Source organism: Amphritea sp., from assembly GCF_048266285.1.
Classification (GTDB): Bacteria; Pseudomonadota; Gammaproteobacteria; order Pseudomonadales; family Balneatricaceae; genus Amphritea.
Map to the genome: position 1 here is coordinate 64603 of NZ_JBLWZV010000016.1, position 16440 is coordinate 81042.

Genomic DNA, 16440 nt, shown 5'->3' on the forward strand with positions numbered 1-16440 from the left:
CCCCTTCTAGGGGGATAAATTTCGATACAACATCACCGCCGCCAGAGGCAGCTCCTACAGCAAAAACAACAAACTTCGCCCTGCGGGAGCCCCTTCTAGGGGCGATAAATTTCGATACAACATCACTGCTGCCAAAGACAGCTCCTACAGCAAAAACAACAAACTTCACCCTGTGGGAGCCCCGTCTCGGGGCGATAAACCTCAACAAACACATCGCCGCCAGAGGCAACTCCCACAATACAAAGAACAAATCTAGTAGATAAAAATCGCGACGAGGCATCGCTCGCTACAGGCCTACCGGACCTGTAGGAGGCGTGCCCTCACACCGATTAAGCTGCCAAGATTGGCAATTCGGGCAAATTAACCCCAACCTCCTAACCAATCCCCATCAACGGGATCAATAACGGTAACATAAACGCGGTGAAGGCACCGGTCATACCCATCGCTAAACCACCAAAAGCCCCCGCCATCAGGCCATACTCAAATGCATAGGCGGTGCCCATACCGTGGGCAGAAACACCTAACGTAAACCCCTTCACCGCTTCATCAGTGACATTCAAAATACGATAAATCGGTGGCGCCAAGGCACAACCGATAGCCCCCGTGATTAATACCAAACCAGAGGCTAGCGAGGGATAACCACCTAATTTTTCAGCAACACCGATCGCGATCGCCGACGTCACCGACTTAGGCGCTATCGACAATAGCGTCCCCAATGAAGCATCGAGCGCCTGCGCCACAAGAATAGCCGAAGCTGCTGCCGTCACAGCACCGGCCATACAGGCCAACAACAACGGCAATAGCATTTTCTTAACCCGCTCAAAATGATCAAACAAAGGCACCGCCAGCGCCACCGTCGCAGGCCCTAGCAAAAAGTGGATAAACTGCGCCCCCTCAAAATAGGTTTCATACGGGGTACCGGTCAGCAATAAAAACACAATAATCAGCGCTAACGATACCAGCACTGGGTGCAGTAAAGGGGTACCACCCAAGCGGCGATTTAGCCACGAAGTTGCAATAAAGGTGACAATAGTAACGATCAGCCATAACAAGGGTTTGGCCGAGAAAAAGGTCCAGAACTCCATCGCAGTTACTCCCGCTCCAACTGTTGCAGCTTCTTCGCCGACGGGTTAAGAATCAACGCCGTCACGATGATCGTCAGCCCAGTACTGATAATCAAGGCCAGCAAAATAGCCAACCAGTCTGCTTTTAGCAACGAGAAGTGTGTCATTAAGCCAACGCCTGCAGGCACAAACAGCAGTGCTAGGTGTTTTAACAAGGCTTCAGAAGGAATTCGCAGCGATTCAGGCACTTCGCCCTTCACTATCAAACAAACCAATAACAACACCATACCGACAACAGGCCCTGGCACCGGCATTCCTAACGCGATAACAATCAATTCACCCGCAAATTGAAAGAGCAGTAATATTAAAAAACCAACCAGCATATCATCCCCAACAACAGGTTAAAGCAGTAACAAGAAAGCCTCACTACCGGCATAAAGCGCAAATACAATGAATAACACACCCGATGCGCGATGCAGCCAAACTACCGAGACATAGCGCATCAGTGCTCGCCCCGCTATAACACCGATCAACGATGTCGCCACCAGCGCTATTGTCGCGCCCAGCCAGACAGGCACGGCAGGCTCTGTACTCGCCAACCCCATCACCGCTAGCTGGGTCTTATCACCCAACTCAGCGAAGAACAGCATGATCAGCGCGGATAAGAACACACTTTTACCCGAAACAGCAGGACTGCCGTCTTCATCATCCTCTTCAGCATTGAACGACTGCAAACCAAACCAGAGAAACAACAACGCAACCACGCACAACACCGCCGAGCGAGGCAGCCATGCTGATGCCACGGAACCGACAGCAACCGCCAACACATTCAAGATTGCAAACGCAACAACAGCCCCTAGAATCACCGGCAGTGGCCGATACCGCGCGGACAGCGTCATACACACCAATTGGCTTTTATCACCAAACTCAGCCAAAAACACCAGTAAAAAGGCCCCGACAAGACTGCCTAGTTGATCCATATTCGCCTTTCCCGAAGCATAAAATGCGGGCGATTATACATAAATAAATACAACTCGCGGGCAGGCAAGACAAAAGTTAATTGTTCAGAAGTGACTTTTCGGCAACACGTAATGCCTGTTCAGTATTTAGATTACATAGCTGATCAGCCGCATCAACGATATCAATTAGCTGCATGGGATGACAGCGCATCCAGCGCTGCACCGCCCGTTGACCGCCTTCCAACCATGTAGACAGATCCGCTACCAGCCGCCGAGGAATAACCGCATGCAAGGGATGCAATTCATCCCCTTCTGACAAAACCGTAATAGCATCCGGCTTCGCTTGAGCGGCAAGCAGTAATCGTTCAATCAACGCAGCTTGTAACAAAGGAGTATCACAAGGTAGAACCAACACCTGGTCTGTATGACAAACCCTAAGACCACTTAAGATACCGGCTAAAGGCCCTTGAAACCCAGCCAATTCATCCATAACCACCTGATCAGCCAGATCACTGTATTCCGGCAGATGGCGATTACAGCTGATAATCAGCCGTCGAGCGTAGGGCCTGACAAGCTGCACCGCAAAACCCGCCATCGGTTGCGAACGAAAAGCTACCAACCCCTTATCTTGCCCACCCATACGCCGACCTTCACCGCCAGCCAGCACAATGACATCAACGGGAGTAAGGCCCGTCATCCACCGGTTACCGGCGGGAACAAGCCGACCTCATCCCCCGCAGCAATCACTGTATCCAGCGGGACAATTTCTTGATTAACTGAACACAATAAGGTGCCATCGAGCGCTCGACGCCATTCATCACCTTTTTCTTTAAGAGCAGCTAACAAATCGACAACCCGCTCACCACTCACCGATGGATGATCCAGCTGCCCAACCCCTAACGCCTCGCGCAGAGATGCAAAAAACAATACTTTAACCATCAGAGCACCTTTCACCCATAAACAACGAGGCATAACGAAGCCATAAACCCCTTATGCCGATACCAATATCAATTTATCCACCGAACAATTGAAGCGGTTATTACTGGACTGCTTTATCCATAAATCAACTTACTCACAACAACCGTCTTAGCCACACTCGCTAAAATTAGGGGCCCTTAACCACTATAGCCCCACTTCACTGAACGGGATAAACGCTAGCCGATCACCCTCAGTAACCACGGTTTCCGCCGGCACCACAAGATAACCGGCAGCCGACACAGCCGAACTCAGCACGCCCGAGCTTTGACTATGCCCTAACACCGCTCGGCCATTCTTGAGCTCAACCCGTAAATACTCCTGCCGACCGATTGCTCGCTTACGACTAAAGCCAGCCTCAACCATTAAACTTAACGGTAAGACCGAAACAGCCCCCATCGACCGCAATAAAAACGGGCGCGCGAGTATAGAAAAGGTTACCAAAACCGCAGAAGGGTTACCTGGCAGCCCAAGCAAAGGTTTGCCATTGACATAACCAAAGGCCATCGGCTTTCCGGGCTTAAGTGCGAGCTTCCACAGCTTTAATTCACCTTGCGATTCAACCGCCGCTTTAACATGATCCTCTTCACCCACCGAGACTCCACCACTGGTGATAATACAGTCGGCCTGCTCTGATGCCTGTTTCAACGCCGCTTTTGTGCCTTCTAGGGTGTCAGCAACAACCGCAGAGACGACCACCTCGCAACCCAACCCTTGTAATAAACCACGCAGGGTAAACAGGTTAGAGTTATAAATCTGCCCCGGCTGCAAGGGATTCCCCGGCATCACCAACTCATCACCGGTAGCTAACACCGCCACTTTCAACGGCTTATAGACATTCACCTCTGCGATGCCCACCGAAGCCAACACACCGATATGCAAAGCCGTCAATCGAGTCCCTTTAGGTATCACAACCTGACCCGTGCGAATATCCTGCCCTCGCTGGCGAATATTACTCCCTGCAGTCGGCACCTCAACAATCTCAACCCAAGACTGCCCATCTACATCGGTGGCAACGGTATTTTCCTGCATCACAACAGCATCAGCACCTTGGGGAATTTCAGAACCAGTAAAAATACGGGCTGCTGTTCCGATCTCCAGTGGTTTAGGCGCAGTACCCGCAGGAATACGTTGCGAAACCTTTAACGGCTTAACGCCCTCCAAGCCAGCAAGATCAGCACTATTAAAGGCATAACCATCCATCGCACTGTTATCCTGCGGCGGCACATCAACAGTTGAAAGCTGATCTTCAGCCAACACGCGCCCTAGCGTATCACTAATCGCCAAGCGTTCCGTAGCTACCGCAGGTTTTGCTTGAGCCAACAGAGCGCTCAGTGCTTCAGTAACGGGCATCAACGATGGCTTTGACAGATCACAGCTCATCCTCGTGGCCCACAAACAGTATCAACTGACCGATCAGTCATCACCATCTCAACAAAATTACAGGGCCGGTGGCGAGCATCTAACTGTTCACGAATAATACCGTTCCACGCGGTTTTACAGGCCCCCGTTGAACCCGGCATACAAAAAATAACCGTACGATTAGCAACGCCAGCAAAAGCGCGGGATTGAATCGTTGAAGTGCCTATTTCCTCATAGGACAACTGTCGAAACAACTCACCATACCCCTCAATGGCTTTATCAAACAGTGGTGACAGTGCTTCTGGGGTCGTATCCCGCAGCGTAAAGCCTGTCCCCCCTGTAACCAGCACCGCCTGCACTTGCTCATCGGCAATCCACTGAGACACCACCGCCCGCAACTGATAAACATCATCCTTACAGATCGCGCGCTGAGCAAGCTGATGCCCTGCTGCGTTCAAACCCTCAACCAACGCATCACCAGACGTATCATTCTCCGGCGTACGCGTATCAGACACCGTCAGCACTGCGATCTGTAATGACTGAAAAGCCACCTCTTTCTTGCTATGAGCCATAACAACACCCCCATTCATCAAACATCTATAGTCTGTTTTACTTTACCATTGCTCTCCTAACCCACTACGGCAGACATAACACTGTAAAGAAAAAACGCCATAATTAACTCTAACTTGCTAGGCTCAAACTAGCATTCAGAAATCAAAACAAACCTTAAAAGCTTAGACCCTACTTTATCTGCTGCGCTGCAACAAAAAATCATCAGAATGTCGCTATTTGGCTGCAGCAGCTAGTACCACTAAAAAAAAAGCCATGCTACTATTAGCCACTATAGCTGACAACTGCGCACTCTTTTTAACATACTCGACGAGTAGTAATAAGAAGCAAAGCTGGTACGCAAGGAAATAAATAAGGATATCCGACGATGAAAAACCGGACTTTAACAAGCATTTTGTCTATGCCTGCACTCATGCTGTCTTCTCAAGCGTTCTCCGCAATAGAGCCCGCATCCATTGAAGCCGGCCCGGTAAGAATTGTTCCAACACTCAATGTTGAAACAAGCTATGACGACAATATCTTTAGCTCAACCACTGCTGAAGTTGATAGCCTAAAAATGGCCGTTACTCCCCAGTTCGAGATTATCGCCGAAGACGGCTTTAACGCATATAAAGCTAGCTACGCAATGAGTCATGGTACGTATAAAAGTAGCTCTGATGATAACTACACCGACCATCAAGTAGGCCTTGATGCTCATCTTGAATTTAACGCACGTAATACCCTTGACCTAAATACTGCTTACTCAAAAAATCACGAGGAACGCGGTACAGGTATTACAGAAACCGGTAGTATCGGCGCAGGGGTAGACGCCCCCCTTGAATATGATACTAAATCAGTTTCCTTTTCTTACACCTACGGTGCTGATAATGCCACGGGCCGACTTGTATTAGCAGGCCAATATACTGATAAAGAGTATCAGAACTTCCGCTCTATCACAGAAGAAAGGGATAACGAGGAAACAAGCTTTAGCGGTACATTCTTTTACCGCATTCAGCCTAAAACATCGTTGCTTTTTGAAATCAGAAATCAAAATCTAAACTATAAAACAGACCCAACCAACAGTTTAGATAGTGAGACTCAACGTTACTACATCGGTGCGACTTGGGAAGGCACTGCTAAAACGACCGGCACCATCAAATTGGGTACGGTAAAAAAAGACTTTAAATCTTCCGCGAGAGAAGACTTTTCAGGCAGCAGTTGGGAAGTAGGCATTAACTGGAAGCCGCTGACGTACTCTACGTTTAACTTAGCCACCAGCCAATCTGAAAAAGAGTCCTCGGGCACAGGAGACTTTATTGATTCCCAAACGATTCGCCTTAGCTGGACCCACGACTGGAACGACCAAGTCCAAACGATCTTCAGCTCCGGCTTCACCAATGACGACTATAAAGGCACGACTGGAGGTCGTGAAGACGACATCACCGATGCCAGTATTAACCTAAACTACGATATACGTCGCTGGTTGAGCATTGGGATGGGCTATTCTCATCAGAATACCGATTCAAACACCGTCGGCATCCCGTTTGATAGAAATATTTATCTCATTTCTATCACTGGATCGCTCTAAGTAACTCAGCATCCGTACTTTTGAGACTAACTAATGCAGCATTTAGCTAAATATCTAAAACTCTCGCTTAGGGCAATATGCGTTATTTTATTTGCCACCCCACTCTTGATTTATGCCGCTGACGACACGCAGTTTTCAGATTATCAGTTGGGCTCAGGTGACATGGTCAAAATTACAGTCTTTGGGGAGGAAGAGCTAAGCCTAGAGACTCGATTAAGTGATGCAGGGACTATCTCTTACCCTTTCCTAGGCGAACTCGAAGTACTCGACTTAACCACTAGTCAGCTAAGTGAGAAAATCGCATCCGGCCTCGCCGACGGCTATCTATTAAACCCGAACGTAAATGTCATGGTTTTAGAATACAGGGAGTTCTTTATCAACGGCGAAGTAAAAAAACCTGGCAGCTACCCATTTCAACCGGGGCTGACACTGCAAAAAGCCGTGGCAATTGCTGGCGGATTCACTGAGCGAGCATCGAAATCCAAGATATTTATCCAACATGATGGCAACACCGGTGAGCCAACCATGGTTGAATTGAGTCAGCAAGTATCTCCCGGTGACATAATCACCATTGAACAAAGCTTCTTTTAACAGCGTTATTAAGCAATCAGCTCAATGCCCTTTGATTTTTAACCCCTGCCATCACGCAGCAGAGTAATTTAAGTATGGAAACGACTATGTCACAGGATAGATTTTCACAACCGATGCAGGATGAAGTAATAGATCTGCGTCAATACTGGATGACTATCAATCGAAACAAGTGGGGCATTCTTGGGTTCGCTATTATCATCTCGATACTAACTACCCTCGTCGTCTTTTCGATGAAACCTGTTTATAGAGCTACCGCGACACTATTAATAGAAGCCAAACAAGCGAACGTCGTCTCTATCGAAGAAGTTTATGGCCTCGATACCAATAATAACGAATACTATCTCACTCAGTTCGAAATACTAAAATCCCGACAACTGGCGGAAAGAGTCATCGACAAGCTTAACTTAGCGACTCATCCTGAATTTAATCAACAGCCATCAGCCCTATCGTTTAATTGGCGTGAACTCCTGCCTGTCGAACTACCTCAACAAACCATGTCTCCAGAGGAAGAGGCTAAAGCACGGCAACAACAGCTAACTGATAGTTTCATCAGCAGACTCACCATTTCACCTGTTAGAAAAACGCAACTAGTGAACATCACCTTTGAAGCCAACGACCGAATCCTTGCCGCTCAAGTCGCTAATGCGGTGGGCGATGCCTATATTGAAAACAATCTTGATGCGCGAATGCAACTGACCTATAAAGCTTCCGAATGGCTAATGGAACGTCTAAGCGGCCTGCGCGAACAAGTCAATAAATCAGAAGCCAAATTGCAAGAGTACCGTAACCAAGAGCAAATTGTGGGCAGCGATGGTGGTGCTGAAATTGCCAATAATGAACTCTCTCTGATATCCAGTCGTCTAGTTGATGCTCGAAGAAAAAGGCTAGAAGCCGAAAGCCTCTATCGACAAATAAAAGCGGTGCCGGCCAACAATTTAGAAGCCTACGAGAACCTACCTGCTATTCTAAACCACCCATTGATACGTGATTTAAAATTGGCAGAACTACAGACCGCACTTAAAAAAGCTGATTTGGCGAAACGTTACGGCGCTAAGCACCCACAGATGCAAGCAGTAGAGTCAGAGCTCTCTGATGTTAGAAATTCACTTTATAACCAGATCAAAAAAATAGTTCGCAGCATTGAAAACGACTATCGCATTGCATTGACTAACGAACGTTCACTGAAAGCAGACCAAGAAAAAGCCAAACAAAGCCTGCAAAGCATCAACAACAAGGATCACAACCTAAAGTCGCTTGAGAAGGAAGCGGAGTCAAACCGTCAACTCTATGACACATTCTTCAATCGACTCAACGAAACCAATGCCACTGGCGACTTGCAAACAGCTAACGCCCGGATAAGCGACCCAGCCGTGGCTCCCACGAAACCAGCGAAACCAAAGAAAAAGCTAATCATTGCACTATCCTTTGTCGCCAGCATGATGTTCGGCATCGTCCTGGCCTTTTTAATGGAAGCGCTGAATAACACTATAAAAACCGCTGCTGATGTAGAGAATAAACTTCACTCAACCATGCTCGGCCTACTACCTCTTCTGCCTAAACGAAAAGGTGCTGATAATCAAAGCTACCAAGCCTATACCGATGATCCTAAGTCCGCCTATGCGGAATCAGTGCGAACCATCAGAACCGGCGTCGTGTTATCGGCATTGGACAATCCGCATAAAATATTGTGCTGTACTTCATCGATTCCAGGTGAAGGGAAGACGTCACTCGCAATCAACTTAGCAACTTCAATCGGGCAAATGGAGAAAGTATTGCTGATTGATGCCGATATGCGCAGACCCTCGATTGCCAAAGCCTTTGGTCTTTCCGGCAAATCAACTGGACTTTCAAATCTTGTGGCAGGAACTTCACCGCTAGACGCATGCATTCACCGAGCTGACACCAATAATATAGATGTCATGACCGCAGGCACGATTCCCCCCAACCCGTTAGACCTGCTTGCATCAAAACGCTTCGCTAAAGTATTGGAGACACTCGAGTCCCATTATGACCGAATCGTGATTGATACCGCCCCCGTACAAGCGGTAAGCGACTCATTAGTACTCTCTCAACACGTTGGCGCCATGATCTTTGTAGTTAAATCTGATTCGACAAACCATAATCAGGTTAAGGCAGGACTAAGACGCCTAAAAGAAGTTAATGCACCGGTCATCGGCGTTGTGCTTAACCAAGTCGATATTAAGAAAGCCGCCAAATACTACGGCAACGATTATCATGGTTATTACGACACTTACGGTTATGTCGATGAAACAAGCCAAGCTAATAAGACACAAAGCGCCACCTGATGATCGATCTACATAACCATTTATTGCCCGGTATCGATGATGGGCCTTCAACCTTAGAAGAGTCTCTAGAGTTGGCCCGTATTGCGGCCAACGACGGTATCACTCACATGGTTGTGACCCCTCATATACATCCCGGACGGTATGAAAATCAAGTAGCAACTATAGAGCCGGTATTACACCGATTACAATCCGCCTTAATTGAGTACTCGATTCCTCTGACCATGAGCATGGGAGCGGAGCTACGTATCTCCGCCGAGATGATAGGCATGATACCCGCCGGCAAAATACCCTTTTTAGGTGAATGGCAGGGGCAAAAAGTCTTACTACTTGAGCTTCCTCATAGCCATATACTTCCCGGCAGCGACAAACTCATCAAATGGTTAAAAGCACAACACATTCTGCCTATGATTGCTCACCCAGAGCGGAACAAAGAAATCATGCAGTCACCAAACAAACTAACGCCCTTTATTGAAGAGGGCTGCCTTATTCAGCTCACCGCAATGTCCGTAACAGGCGAGTTTGGTAAACAAGCACAACAATGCGCTCAATATATTATGCAACAAGGCTGGACGACGATTCTAGCGACAGATGCTCATAATAGTAATCATCGTCCACCAATACTCAGTAAAGGCCATAAAGCAGCCATTGAGCTGATAGGTAAACAAGAGGCTGATAAGCTCGTGATTGATAATCCGGCAGTCATTACGGGACGGTCACGTTGAAAACGCCGTTTAAGCGCAAACTCACACTCATTCCTGCACTCGTGCTCCTTGGCTTTTGTTTTCCTGCCGTAAAATGGGGCATCAGTGACCTCAACGCCTACCCTGTCAGATATGATATTCAACGGTGGCAATCGGACAGCCGGCTACCATCACGTGAAGAGCTGTCCAAAACCCATGTAGCCATTCAGTCTAGCATCCACTGGAATCAAGACCCGGAACTCTACGATTACCAAGGCCGATTATTTCATTACGAAGCCCTTATCTCCGAAAACAACCTTTTAAAAACAACAGCCTTACGTAATGCCTTAGAAAGCTTTCGTCACGCCAACACACTACGAAGGCAATGGCCCTACAGCCAAGCCAACATCGCACTGATGAAAGCAATGTTGGGCGAGTTTGATCAAGAATATCGACAGATGCTCAAGCTATCAGCCAGCCATGGTCCATGGGAGAATGGCGTCAACCTAGCGTTAACGGAGGCCGGTTTACTCGGCTGGTCAACACTTAACAAACAAGATAAGCAGCTCATTGTAGAAAATATTCAGCGAGGTATTCGCCGTAATATGAAACATATGAAAATCATTATAAACCGATATAATAAACGCTCTTTAGTCTGTGCTAGCATTCGAAGAGACCGATACCAAAAACAACTGTGTGGTTTCTGATAACGACCAACACAAACGCTTCAAAGGAAAGGAATACGATGACGACCGTACGCAAAGCAGTAATCCCTGTAGCGGGTTTAGGAACCCGAGTACTTCCCGCCAGTAAAGCAATTCCTAAAGAGATGCTCCCCGTTGTTGATAAACCGGTGATCCAGCATGTTGTGGAAGAAGCCGTTAAGGCTGGTATCAAAGAGATTATATTGGTCACCCGCAGCGGAAAATCAGCCATCGAAGATCACTTCGATTCTCACTATGAGCTAGAGCATCAGCTTGAACTCAAAAACAAAACCGCCATTCTTGACTCCGTACGCAATATCATTCCAAAGGATGTCACCATCGTTTCGGTCAGACAACCTGAAGCTAAAGGCTTAGGTCACGCGGTTCACTGTGCTGCAGAGGTCGTCAATAATGAACCATTTGTGGTCATTCTTCCGGATGTCTTGGTTAATAATTATCAGCAGAATGAAAATGATCTGCAAAAAATGGTGCGGGCGTTCGAGCAGCATAACGCAGCTCAGATCATGGTCGAATCCGTGCCCCAAAACCAAGTACAGCTTTACGGCATTACTGACTGTCATGGTGTAAAACCCGCGGCAGGTGAGTCTACACCCATCAAAGGTATGGTTGAAAAACCCAATGTTGACGAAGCGCCTTCCGATCTAGCTGTTGTCGGCCGCTATGTATTACCCGCGCGCGTGATGGCTCTGCTAGCCGACACTAAACCTGGAGCTGGAAATGAAATACAGCTCACCGATGCACTGGATGAACTGCTTCGGGAACAAACGGTTGAAGCTTATCGAATGACCGGAAAAACCTACGATTGCGGCAATAAACTGGGCTTCTTACAGGCGAATGTCGCTTATGGTCTGCAGCATCCGGATACCGCTGAAGGGTTTAAACTGTTTCTCGCGCAACAAGGCTGATATTTATGACCGTTGATCAATCCCCAGCGTGGGCTGCTCTGAGCCTCCATGCCGAAGAGCTGCGCACTAAACACCTCAAAGAGATGTTTGCCGATGATGATAAGCGCTTTGAAAAGCTCAGCTTCAGTGCCGCCCACTGCCTGGCTGACTTTTCGAAGCAACGAATCACAGAAGGCACTCTGGAACGGCTGATCACATTAGCGCAACAGCAACAGCTGCCGCAAAAAATTGAAGCGCTGTTCAGTGGCGAACATGTTAATCCATCGGAGAATCGGCCCGCACTGCATACCGCACTACGTCAGCCAAAAGAGATGCCGCTGTTCTTAGGTGATACCGATATCTCCAAAGAGATCCACTGTTCATTAGAACGGATGGAAACGTTGGTTGAACAGATTCACAATGGCCAATGGCGTGGTTATGATGGCGGCCCGATCAAAAACGTTGTGAATATCGGTGTGGGCGGCTCCGATCTTGGGCCGTTGATGGCCTGTCGCGCATTAAATATGTTTTCCGCCGATGAAATCCGCGATATTGATATCCATTTTGTTTCATCAATGGATGGTAGCCAACTGGCCAGACTACTCAGCCGAATCGACCCGGCATCGACGCTATTTATCGTATCCTCCAAGTCATTCTCGACCATCGATACATTGGCAAACTCTAATACAGCACGAGAGTGGTTAGTCAATGCTAGCGGCTTACCCGTCGAACTGATCAGCCAACATCACTTTATCGGCATTACCGCCAGCCCAGCGAAAGCGACTGAATGGGGCATTCCCGAAAAGAACCAACTACACTTCTGGGACTGGACTGGGGGCCGCTATTCCATGTGGTCCGCAATCGGCATGGCCATTGCGTTGCACACAGGTAATAGTAATTTCCGGAAAATGCTCGCGGGCGCCCACGAGATGGACACCCACTTTCGCACCGCACCTCTAACTGAAAATTTACCGGTATTACTGGCGATGATCGGTGTCTGGAATATTAACTTCCTGAATATCCACGCCCATGCGGTACTACCCTATGATGGCCGTTTGCAACACCTGCCAGCCTATCTTGAACAGTTAGAGATGGAGAGTAACGGCAAAAGTGTTACCTTGAATGGCGATCAATTTGATTATTCAACCTGCCCTATTCTGTGGGGTGAAGTCGGCCCGAACGCACAACATGCGTTTTACCAACTGCTGCACCAGGGCACTGAATCGGTCATGTGTGATTTTATCGCGCCGGCACTGCGTTATCAGGAGTACGGTGAAGAGCTGCGAGCGCAACATCAATTAGCGCTGGCAAACTGCCTCGCTCAATCGCGCTTATTGGCCTTGGGTGACAGTGTGTTGGATAATGCTGATAACGCACCTTCCCATAAGCGTTATCGAGGTAACCAACCTAGCACGACGCTAATGATCGATGAATTGACCCCAGAAAGTTTTGGCGCCCTGATCGCTATGTACGAACATAAAGTCTATGTCCAATCGGTGATCTGGGAGATTAATCCCTTCGACCAATGGGGTGTAGAATTGGGTAAACAGGTAGCAACATCCTTGCTGGATCAGCTCGCTGACACCTCATCGACTAACACCGATAGCTCTACCCAAGGCTTGATCCGTTTTGTCCAGCAACAGCGTCAGGAGGCTAATTCATGAATGTAAAAGTGTATGGAGCTGATCTAACGGCTTGGGTAGCCGCCGCCTGTTTAGCGAGAGCGGGCAACCATGTACGCATCGAAGGGCCAGATACGCAACTGCATAAAGCCCTACACGATATCTCCGCCCTACGTGATGAACCCGGGTTGCTAGATCAGATTGAGCTACAAATGCAAGCCGGTCGACTCCAACGGACAAGTTCAAGCGATGATAAAATTAATATTCACTGGTTAGCACTCGAGCACAATGAGTTTGCAACCGCCGAACAAATTATTCAAAACCTAGCCAGCGCTGTCCCCGAAAATCTGCTGATCATAAACCAGTGTAATTTCGGTGTGGGAGCAACGGATAAGCTGCAATGCCACCTCAATGAAAGCGCTAACCAGGTGGTTGTTTATATCCCCAACAACCTCCAGGAAGGCAAGGCACTTCAAGGGTTCAGCCAACCTAAACGTATTACGATTGGCAGCCAGAATGACTGGGCGACAACCATGACCCGGTCACTGATTCGCCCCTTCCTGCAAAATATTAGTCATCTATTGCTCATGACTAGCCAGGAGGCCGAATTCGCCAAGCTAGCGATCACCGGCATGCTAGCCATTCGTATAGGTTACATCAATGAGCTGGCCAACCTTGCAGATCAGATGGGCGTGGATATTGATATTATTCGCGAAGGCATGGGAACCGACCCTCGGGTTGGCAGCCACTACTTAGATCCAGGTTGTGGCTTTGGTGGGCAGAATTTCAACCAGAATATCGCCCGCTTTTCCGATATTTTTGAAAAACGCGGACAAAACTCGCTGTTAAAGACCGTTATCTCTGAGAATGAAATTCAAAAAGAACTGCTCTTTAAAAAGCTCTGGCAACATTACCAATGCGATCTTGCCGATAAAACCGTTGCCATATGGGGCGCCTCATTCAAACCGGGGACTGCCAATATTGATAATGCCCCTAGCCTAAAAATAATTGATGCATTATTAGCACAGGGTGTGCATGTTAAAGTGCATGATCCTGAAGCATTAGGCAATCTACAGAAACACTATGCCGCAGAACCCCTCATCAGCGTCTGTGAGGATGCCTATGAGGCGACTCAAGCAGTGGATGCCCTACTGCTCGTCACTGAATGGCCGGAATACTGGTCACCAGATTATGAACAACTGCTTCAATCAATGCGTCAACCACTCATCATAGATGGACGTAATATCTTCGATAAAGCCGCCCTAGAACTATACGGTTTCACCTATATTGGTATAGGCCGATAATGCTTAGAAAAACTATTTTCTGCCTATGCGCCGCCGCATTGCTGTATGGCTTATTTCGCCAAACACCGCCACCTCAACTATTCAATCAGTCGGATAAGTTTGGTCATTTAGTAGGCTTTGCCACAATGACCTTCGCTGGCCTCTGGGCCGTTTCACGCCGCTTTGTGCCCCTGTTTATTATCTGCCTACTCGTACTCGCCTGTAGTGCTGAATTTATCCAGCAATGGCTGCTAGCGCATCGGCATTTTTCACTGTATGACATGTATGCCAACCTAACAGGCATCGCCATTATTTTTATGCCTTGGTTTATTTGGCGAATCGGCCAATACTTTTTTTCCAACGCTTCAAATTTTAACCCTTCAGAGAAACCCTAATGAGCAAATTAGCCTGTTTTAAAGCCTACGATATCCGCGGTCAGCTTGGCACTCAGCTGGATGAAGACATTACTTACCGCATTGGCCGTGCCTATGCTGAGTTTTTAAAGCCCAAAACCGTCGTGGTAGGCGGTGATATGCGCCTGTCCACAGAGTCACTCAAACAGGCGTTAACTAATGGCCTGAGAGATTCCGGTGTCGATGTTCTGGATATTGGTCTATGCGGCACTGAAGAGATCTATTTCGCTACTTCTCATCTTGATACCGACGGAGGTATCGTTGTCACAGCCAGTCATAATCCAGAAGATTACAATGGCATGAAACTGGTTCGTAAAGGCTCACGCCCCATCAGTGGTGACACCGGACTCAATGATATCGAACAGATGGCCCGCGAAAACAACTTCAAAGCACCTAATGAAGCCAATCGCGGTAGCTATACACAGGTCGATACGTTGGCAGCCTATGTTGAACACTTAGAGGGGTATATTGACCTGCAAGACCTTAAGCCGCTGAAACTAGTCGTCAATGCGGGTAACGGGGTCGCGGGACATGTCATCGATGCGTTAGAAACCCAATTTAAAGCGACTTCAGTACCGGTCGAGTTTATCAAAATACACCACCAGCCTGATGGTACTTTCCCCAATGGCATCCCGAATCCCATTCTGGAAGAGAATCGTGCCGATACCATCGCCGCCGTATTAGAACACAAAGCAGATATGGGCATTGCTTGGGATGGCGACTTCGATCGCTGCTTCCTGTTTGATGAAAATGGCCGCTTTATTGAAGGCTACTACATCGTTGGATTGCTAGCAGAAGCGTTCTTGGCCAAAAACCCCGGCGCTGCGATCATCCACGATCCTCGCCTAACCTGGAATACCCTGGATATTGTCGAATCAAGCCAAGGCCGAGCGATTCAGAGCAAAACCGGACATGCCTTTATTAAAGAACGTATGCGTGAAGAAGATGCGGTTTATGGCGGCGAAATGAGCGCCCACCACTACTTCCGTGATTTCTTCTATTGCGATAGCGGAATGGTACCTTGGTTATTGGTTGCCGAACTGATTAGCAAAAAAGGCCAGACACTGTCTCAACTCGTTGACGACCGTATTACTAAATATCCATCCCCTGGTGAGATCAATAGTAAGTTAGACGACCCTAAAGCGGCTATTGAACGGGTGCTAGCGAGCTATAAAGACAACGCTGTCGCCATCGATTATACCGACGGGATCAGCCTCGATATGGGTAACTGGCGTTTCAACCTGCGCTCATCCAATACTGAGCCAGTCGTCCGTTTGAATGTCGAAACCCGCGGTGACCAAGCCCTGATGAAAGCGAAAACAGACGAGCTTCTCACATTATTGCGGGGATAATTCGTCAATAGAAAAATAGCTATTGGAAGTTAAAGCTAGATCGCCTAGTAACAACTTCCGATAGCAACAATGAATTCTGAACAAATA

Annotated in this window: 17 protein-coding genes; 10 read left to right on the forward strand and 7 right to left on the reverse strand. The window is 47.9% G+C overall.

The genetic code is table 11. The features are described from left to right. Nucleotides 1-374: 374 nt before the first annotated feature. The 7 genes from ACN0T0_RS15375 to moaB form a co-directional block, all read right to left on the reverse strand. Nucleotides 375-1085, reverse strand: a complete 711-nt coding sequence (locus ACN0T0_RS15375) for an LrgB family protein (protein ID WP_417227597.1) — start codon at nucleotides 1083-1085, stop codon at nucleotides 375-377. Nucleotides 1086-1090: 5 nt separating this feature from the next. Next, on the reverse strand, nucleotides 1091-1447 hold the full coding sequence (locus ACN0T0_RS15380; protein ID WP_417227599.1) for a CidA/LrgA family protein: 357 nt from the start codon (nucleotides 1445-1447) through the stop codon (nucleotides 1091-1093). An 18-nt stretch (nucleotides 1448-1465) separates the two neighbouring features. Next, nucleotides 1466-2044, reverse strand: a complete 579-nt coding sequence (locus ACN0T0_RS15385) for a TMEM165/GDT1 family protein (RefSeq protein ID WP_417227601.1) — start codon at nucleotides 2042-2044, stop codon at nucleotides 1466-1468. Nucleotides 2045-2120: 76 nt separating this feature from the next. Continuing rightward, complete coding sequence (mobA, locus tag ACN0T0_RS15390; RefSeq protein ID WP_417227603.1) at nucleotides 2121-2720, reverse strand: molybdenum cofactor guanylyltransferase MobA; 600 nt, start codon at nucleotides 2718-2720, stop codon at nucleotides 2121-2123. Continuing rightward, nucleotides 2717-2962, reverse strand: a complete 246-nt coding sequence (locus ACN0T0_RS15395) for a MoaD/ThiS family protein (protein WP_417227605.1) — start codon at nucleotides 2960-2962, stop codon at nucleotides 2717-2719. The genes mobA and ACN0T0_RS15395 overlap by 4 nt, the downstream gene beginning before the upstream one ends. A gap of 183 nt (nucleotides 2963-3145) precedes the next feature. Then, entirely contained in the window at nucleotides 3146-4381 is a 1236-nt protein-coding gene (glp, locus tag ACN0T0_RS15400) for a gephyrin-like molybdotransferase Glp (RefSeq protein ID WP_417227607.1), read from the reverse strand. Next, nucleotides 4378-4932 (reverse strand): molybdenum cofactor biosynthesis protein B, encoded by a 555-nt coding sequence (gene moaB, locus ACN0T0_RS15405; RefSeq protein ID WP_417227609.1) that lies wholly within the window; start codon nucleotides 4930-4932, stop codon nucleotides 4378-4380. Before moaB ends, glp begins: the two co-directional genes overlap by 4 nt. Nucleotides 4933-5297: 365 nt before the next feature. Between moaB and ACN0T0_RS15410 the strand changes: the two genes are divergently transcribed. The 10 genes from ACN0T0_RS15410 to ACN0T0_RS15455 all read left to right on the forward strand — a co-directional run bounded on the left by ACN0T0_RS15410 (nucleotide 5298) and on the right by ACN0T0_RS15455 (nucleotide 16353). After that, a complete protein-coding gene (locus ACN0T0_RS15410; protein WP_417227611.1) occupies nucleotides 5298-6497 on the forward strand; it encodes an outer membrane beta-barrel protein in 1200 nt (399 codons plus the stop codon). 33 nt (nucleotides 6498-6530) lie between these two features. After that, the gene (locus ACN0T0_RS15415; protein WP_417227613.1) at nucleotides 6531-7088 is read left to right on the forward strand and encodes a polysaccharide biosynthesis/export family protein; all 558 of its coding nucleotides are present in this window, start codon (nucleotides 6531-6533) and stop codon (nucleotides 7086-7088) included. An 86-nt stretch (nucleotides 7089-7174) separates the two neighbouring features. Beyond that, a complete protein-coding gene (locus tag ACN0T0_RS15420) occupies nucleotides 7175-9394 on the forward strand; it encodes a GumC family protein (protein WP_417227614.1) in 2220 nt (739 codons plus the stop codon). Further along, nucleotides 9394-10116 carry a tyrosine-protein phosphatase gene (locus tag ACN0T0_RS15425; RefSeq protein ID WP_417227616.1) on the forward strand — a complete coding sequence of 241 codons (723 nt, stop codon included), beginning with the start codon at nucleotides 9394-9396 and terminating at the stop codon, nucleotides 10114-10116. The genes ACN0T0_RS15420 and ACN0T0_RS15425 overlap by 1 nt, the downstream gene beginning before the upstream one ends. Next, nucleotides 10113-10781: a hypothetical protein gene (locus ACN0T0_RS15430; RefSeq protein WP_417227618.1), complete on the forward strand. Its 669-nt coding sequence runs from the start codon at nucleotides 10113-10115 to the stop codon at nucleotides 10779-10781. Before ACN0T0_RS15425 ends, ACN0T0_RS15430 begins: the two co-directional genes overlap by 4 nt. 38 nt (nucleotides 10782-10819) lie before the next feature. After that, a complete protein-coding gene (galU, locus tag ACN0T0_RS15435) occupies nucleotides 10820-11704 on the forward strand; it encodes a UTP--glucose-1-phosphate uridylyltransferase GalU (protein WP_417227620.1) in 885 nt (294 codons plus the stop codon). A 5-nt stretch (nucleotides 11705-11709) separates the two neighbouring features. Next, on the forward strand, nucleotides 11710-13347 hold the full coding sequence (gene pgi, locus ACN0T0_RS15440) for a glucose-6-phosphate isomerase (RefSeq protein WP_417227622.1): 1638 nt from the start codon (nucleotides 11710-11712) through the stop codon (nucleotides 13345-13347). Beyond that, nucleotides 13344-14609, forward strand: a complete 1266-nt coding sequence (locus ACN0T0_RS15445; RefSeq protein ID WP_417227624.1) for a nucleotide sugar dehydrogenase — start codon at nucleotides 13344-13346, stop codon at nucleotides 14607-14609. The genes pgi and ACN0T0_RS15445 overlap by 4 nt, the downstream gene beginning before the upstream one ends. Next, nucleotides 14609-14983: a hypothetical protein gene (locus tag ACN0T0_RS15450; RefSeq protein ID WP_417227626.1), complete on the forward strand. Its 375-nt coding sequence runs from the start codon at nucleotides 14609-14611 to the stop codon at nucleotides 14981-14983. Before ACN0T0_RS15445 ends, ACN0T0_RS15450 begins: the two co-directional genes overlap by 1 nt. Continuing rightward, on the forward strand, nucleotides 14983-16353 hold the full coding sequence (locus ACN0T0_RS15455) for a phosphomannomutase CpsG (RefSeq protein ID WP_417227628.1): 1371 nt from the start codon (nucleotides 14983-14985) through the stop codon (nucleotides 16351-16353). Before ACN0T0_RS15450 ends, ACN0T0_RS15455 begins: the two co-directional genes overlap by 1 nt. Nucleotides 16354-16440: the final 87 nt, after the last annotated feature.

What these genes read in the sequence shown, in the direction of transcription:
- ACN0T0_RS15375 (WP_417227597.1), bottom strand. Translation starts at nt 1,085, where the DNA reads ATGGAGTTCTGGACCTTTTTCTCGGCCAAACCCTTGTTATGGCTGATC.
- ACN0T0_RS15380 (WP_417227599.1), bottom strand. Translation starts at nt 1,447, where the DNA reads ATGCTGGTTGGTTTTTTAATATTACTGCTCTTTCAATTTGCGGGTGAA.
- ACN0T0_RS15385 (WP_417227601.1), bottom strand. Translation starts at nt 2,044, where the DNA reads ATGGATCAACTAGGCAGTCTTGTCGGGGCCTTTTTACTGGTGTTTTTG.
- mobA (WP_417227603.1), bottom strand. Translation starts at nt 2,720, where the DNA reads ATGACGGGCCTTACTCCCGTTGATGTCATTGTGCTGGCTGGCGGTGAA.
- ACN0T0_RS15395 (WP_417227605.1), bottom strand. Translation starts at nt 2,962, where the DNA reads ATGGTTAAAGTATTGTTTTTTGCATCTCTGCGCGAGGCGTTAGGGGTT.
- glp (WP_417227607.1), bottom strand. Translation starts at nt 4,381, where the DNA reads ATGAGCTGTGATCTGTCAAAGCCATCGTTGATGCCCGTTACTGAAGCA.
- moaB (WP_417227609.1), bottom strand. Translation starts at nt 4,932, where the DNA reads ATGGCTCATAGCAAGAAAGAGGTGGCTTTTCAGTCATTACAGATCGCA.
- ACN0T0_RS15410 (WP_417227611.1), top strand. Translation starts at nt 5,298, where the DNA reads ATGAAAAACCGGACTTTAACAAGCATTTTGTCTATGCCTGCACTCATG.
- ACN0T0_RS15415 (WP_417227613.1), top strand. Translation starts at nt 6,531, where the DNA reads ATGCAGCATTTAGCTAAATATCTAAAACTCTCGCTTAGGGCAATATGC.
- ACN0T0_RS15420 (WP_417227614.1), top strand. Translation starts at nt 7,175, where the DNA reads ATGTCACAGGATAGATTTTCACAACCGATGCAGGATGAAGTAATAGAT.
- ACN0T0_RS15425 (WP_417227616.1), top strand. Translation starts at nt 9,394, where the DNA reads ATGATCGATCTACATAACCATTTATTGCCCGGTATCGATGATGGGCCT.
- galU (WP_417227620.1), top strand. Translation starts at nt 10,820, where the DNA reads ATGACGACCGTACGCAAAGCAGTAATCCCTGTAGCGGGTTTAGGAACC.
- pgi (WP_417227622.1), top strand. Translation starts at nt 11,710, where the DNA reads ATGACCGTTGATCAATCCCCAGCGTGGGCTGCTCTGAGCCTCCATGCC.
- ACN0T0_RS15445 (WP_417227624.1), top strand. Translation starts at nt 13,344, where the DNA reads ATGAATGTAAAAGTGTATGGAGCTGATCTAACGGCTTGGGTAGCCGCC.
- ACN0T0_RS15450 (WP_417227626.1), top strand. Translation starts at nt 14,609, where the DNA reads ATGCTTAGAAAAACTATTTTCTGCCTATGCGCCGCCGCATTGCTGTAT.
- ACN0T0_RS15455 (WP_417227628.1), top strand. Translation starts at nt 14,983, where the DNA reads ATGAGCAAATTAGCCTGTTTTAAAGCCTACGATATCCGCGGTCAGCTT.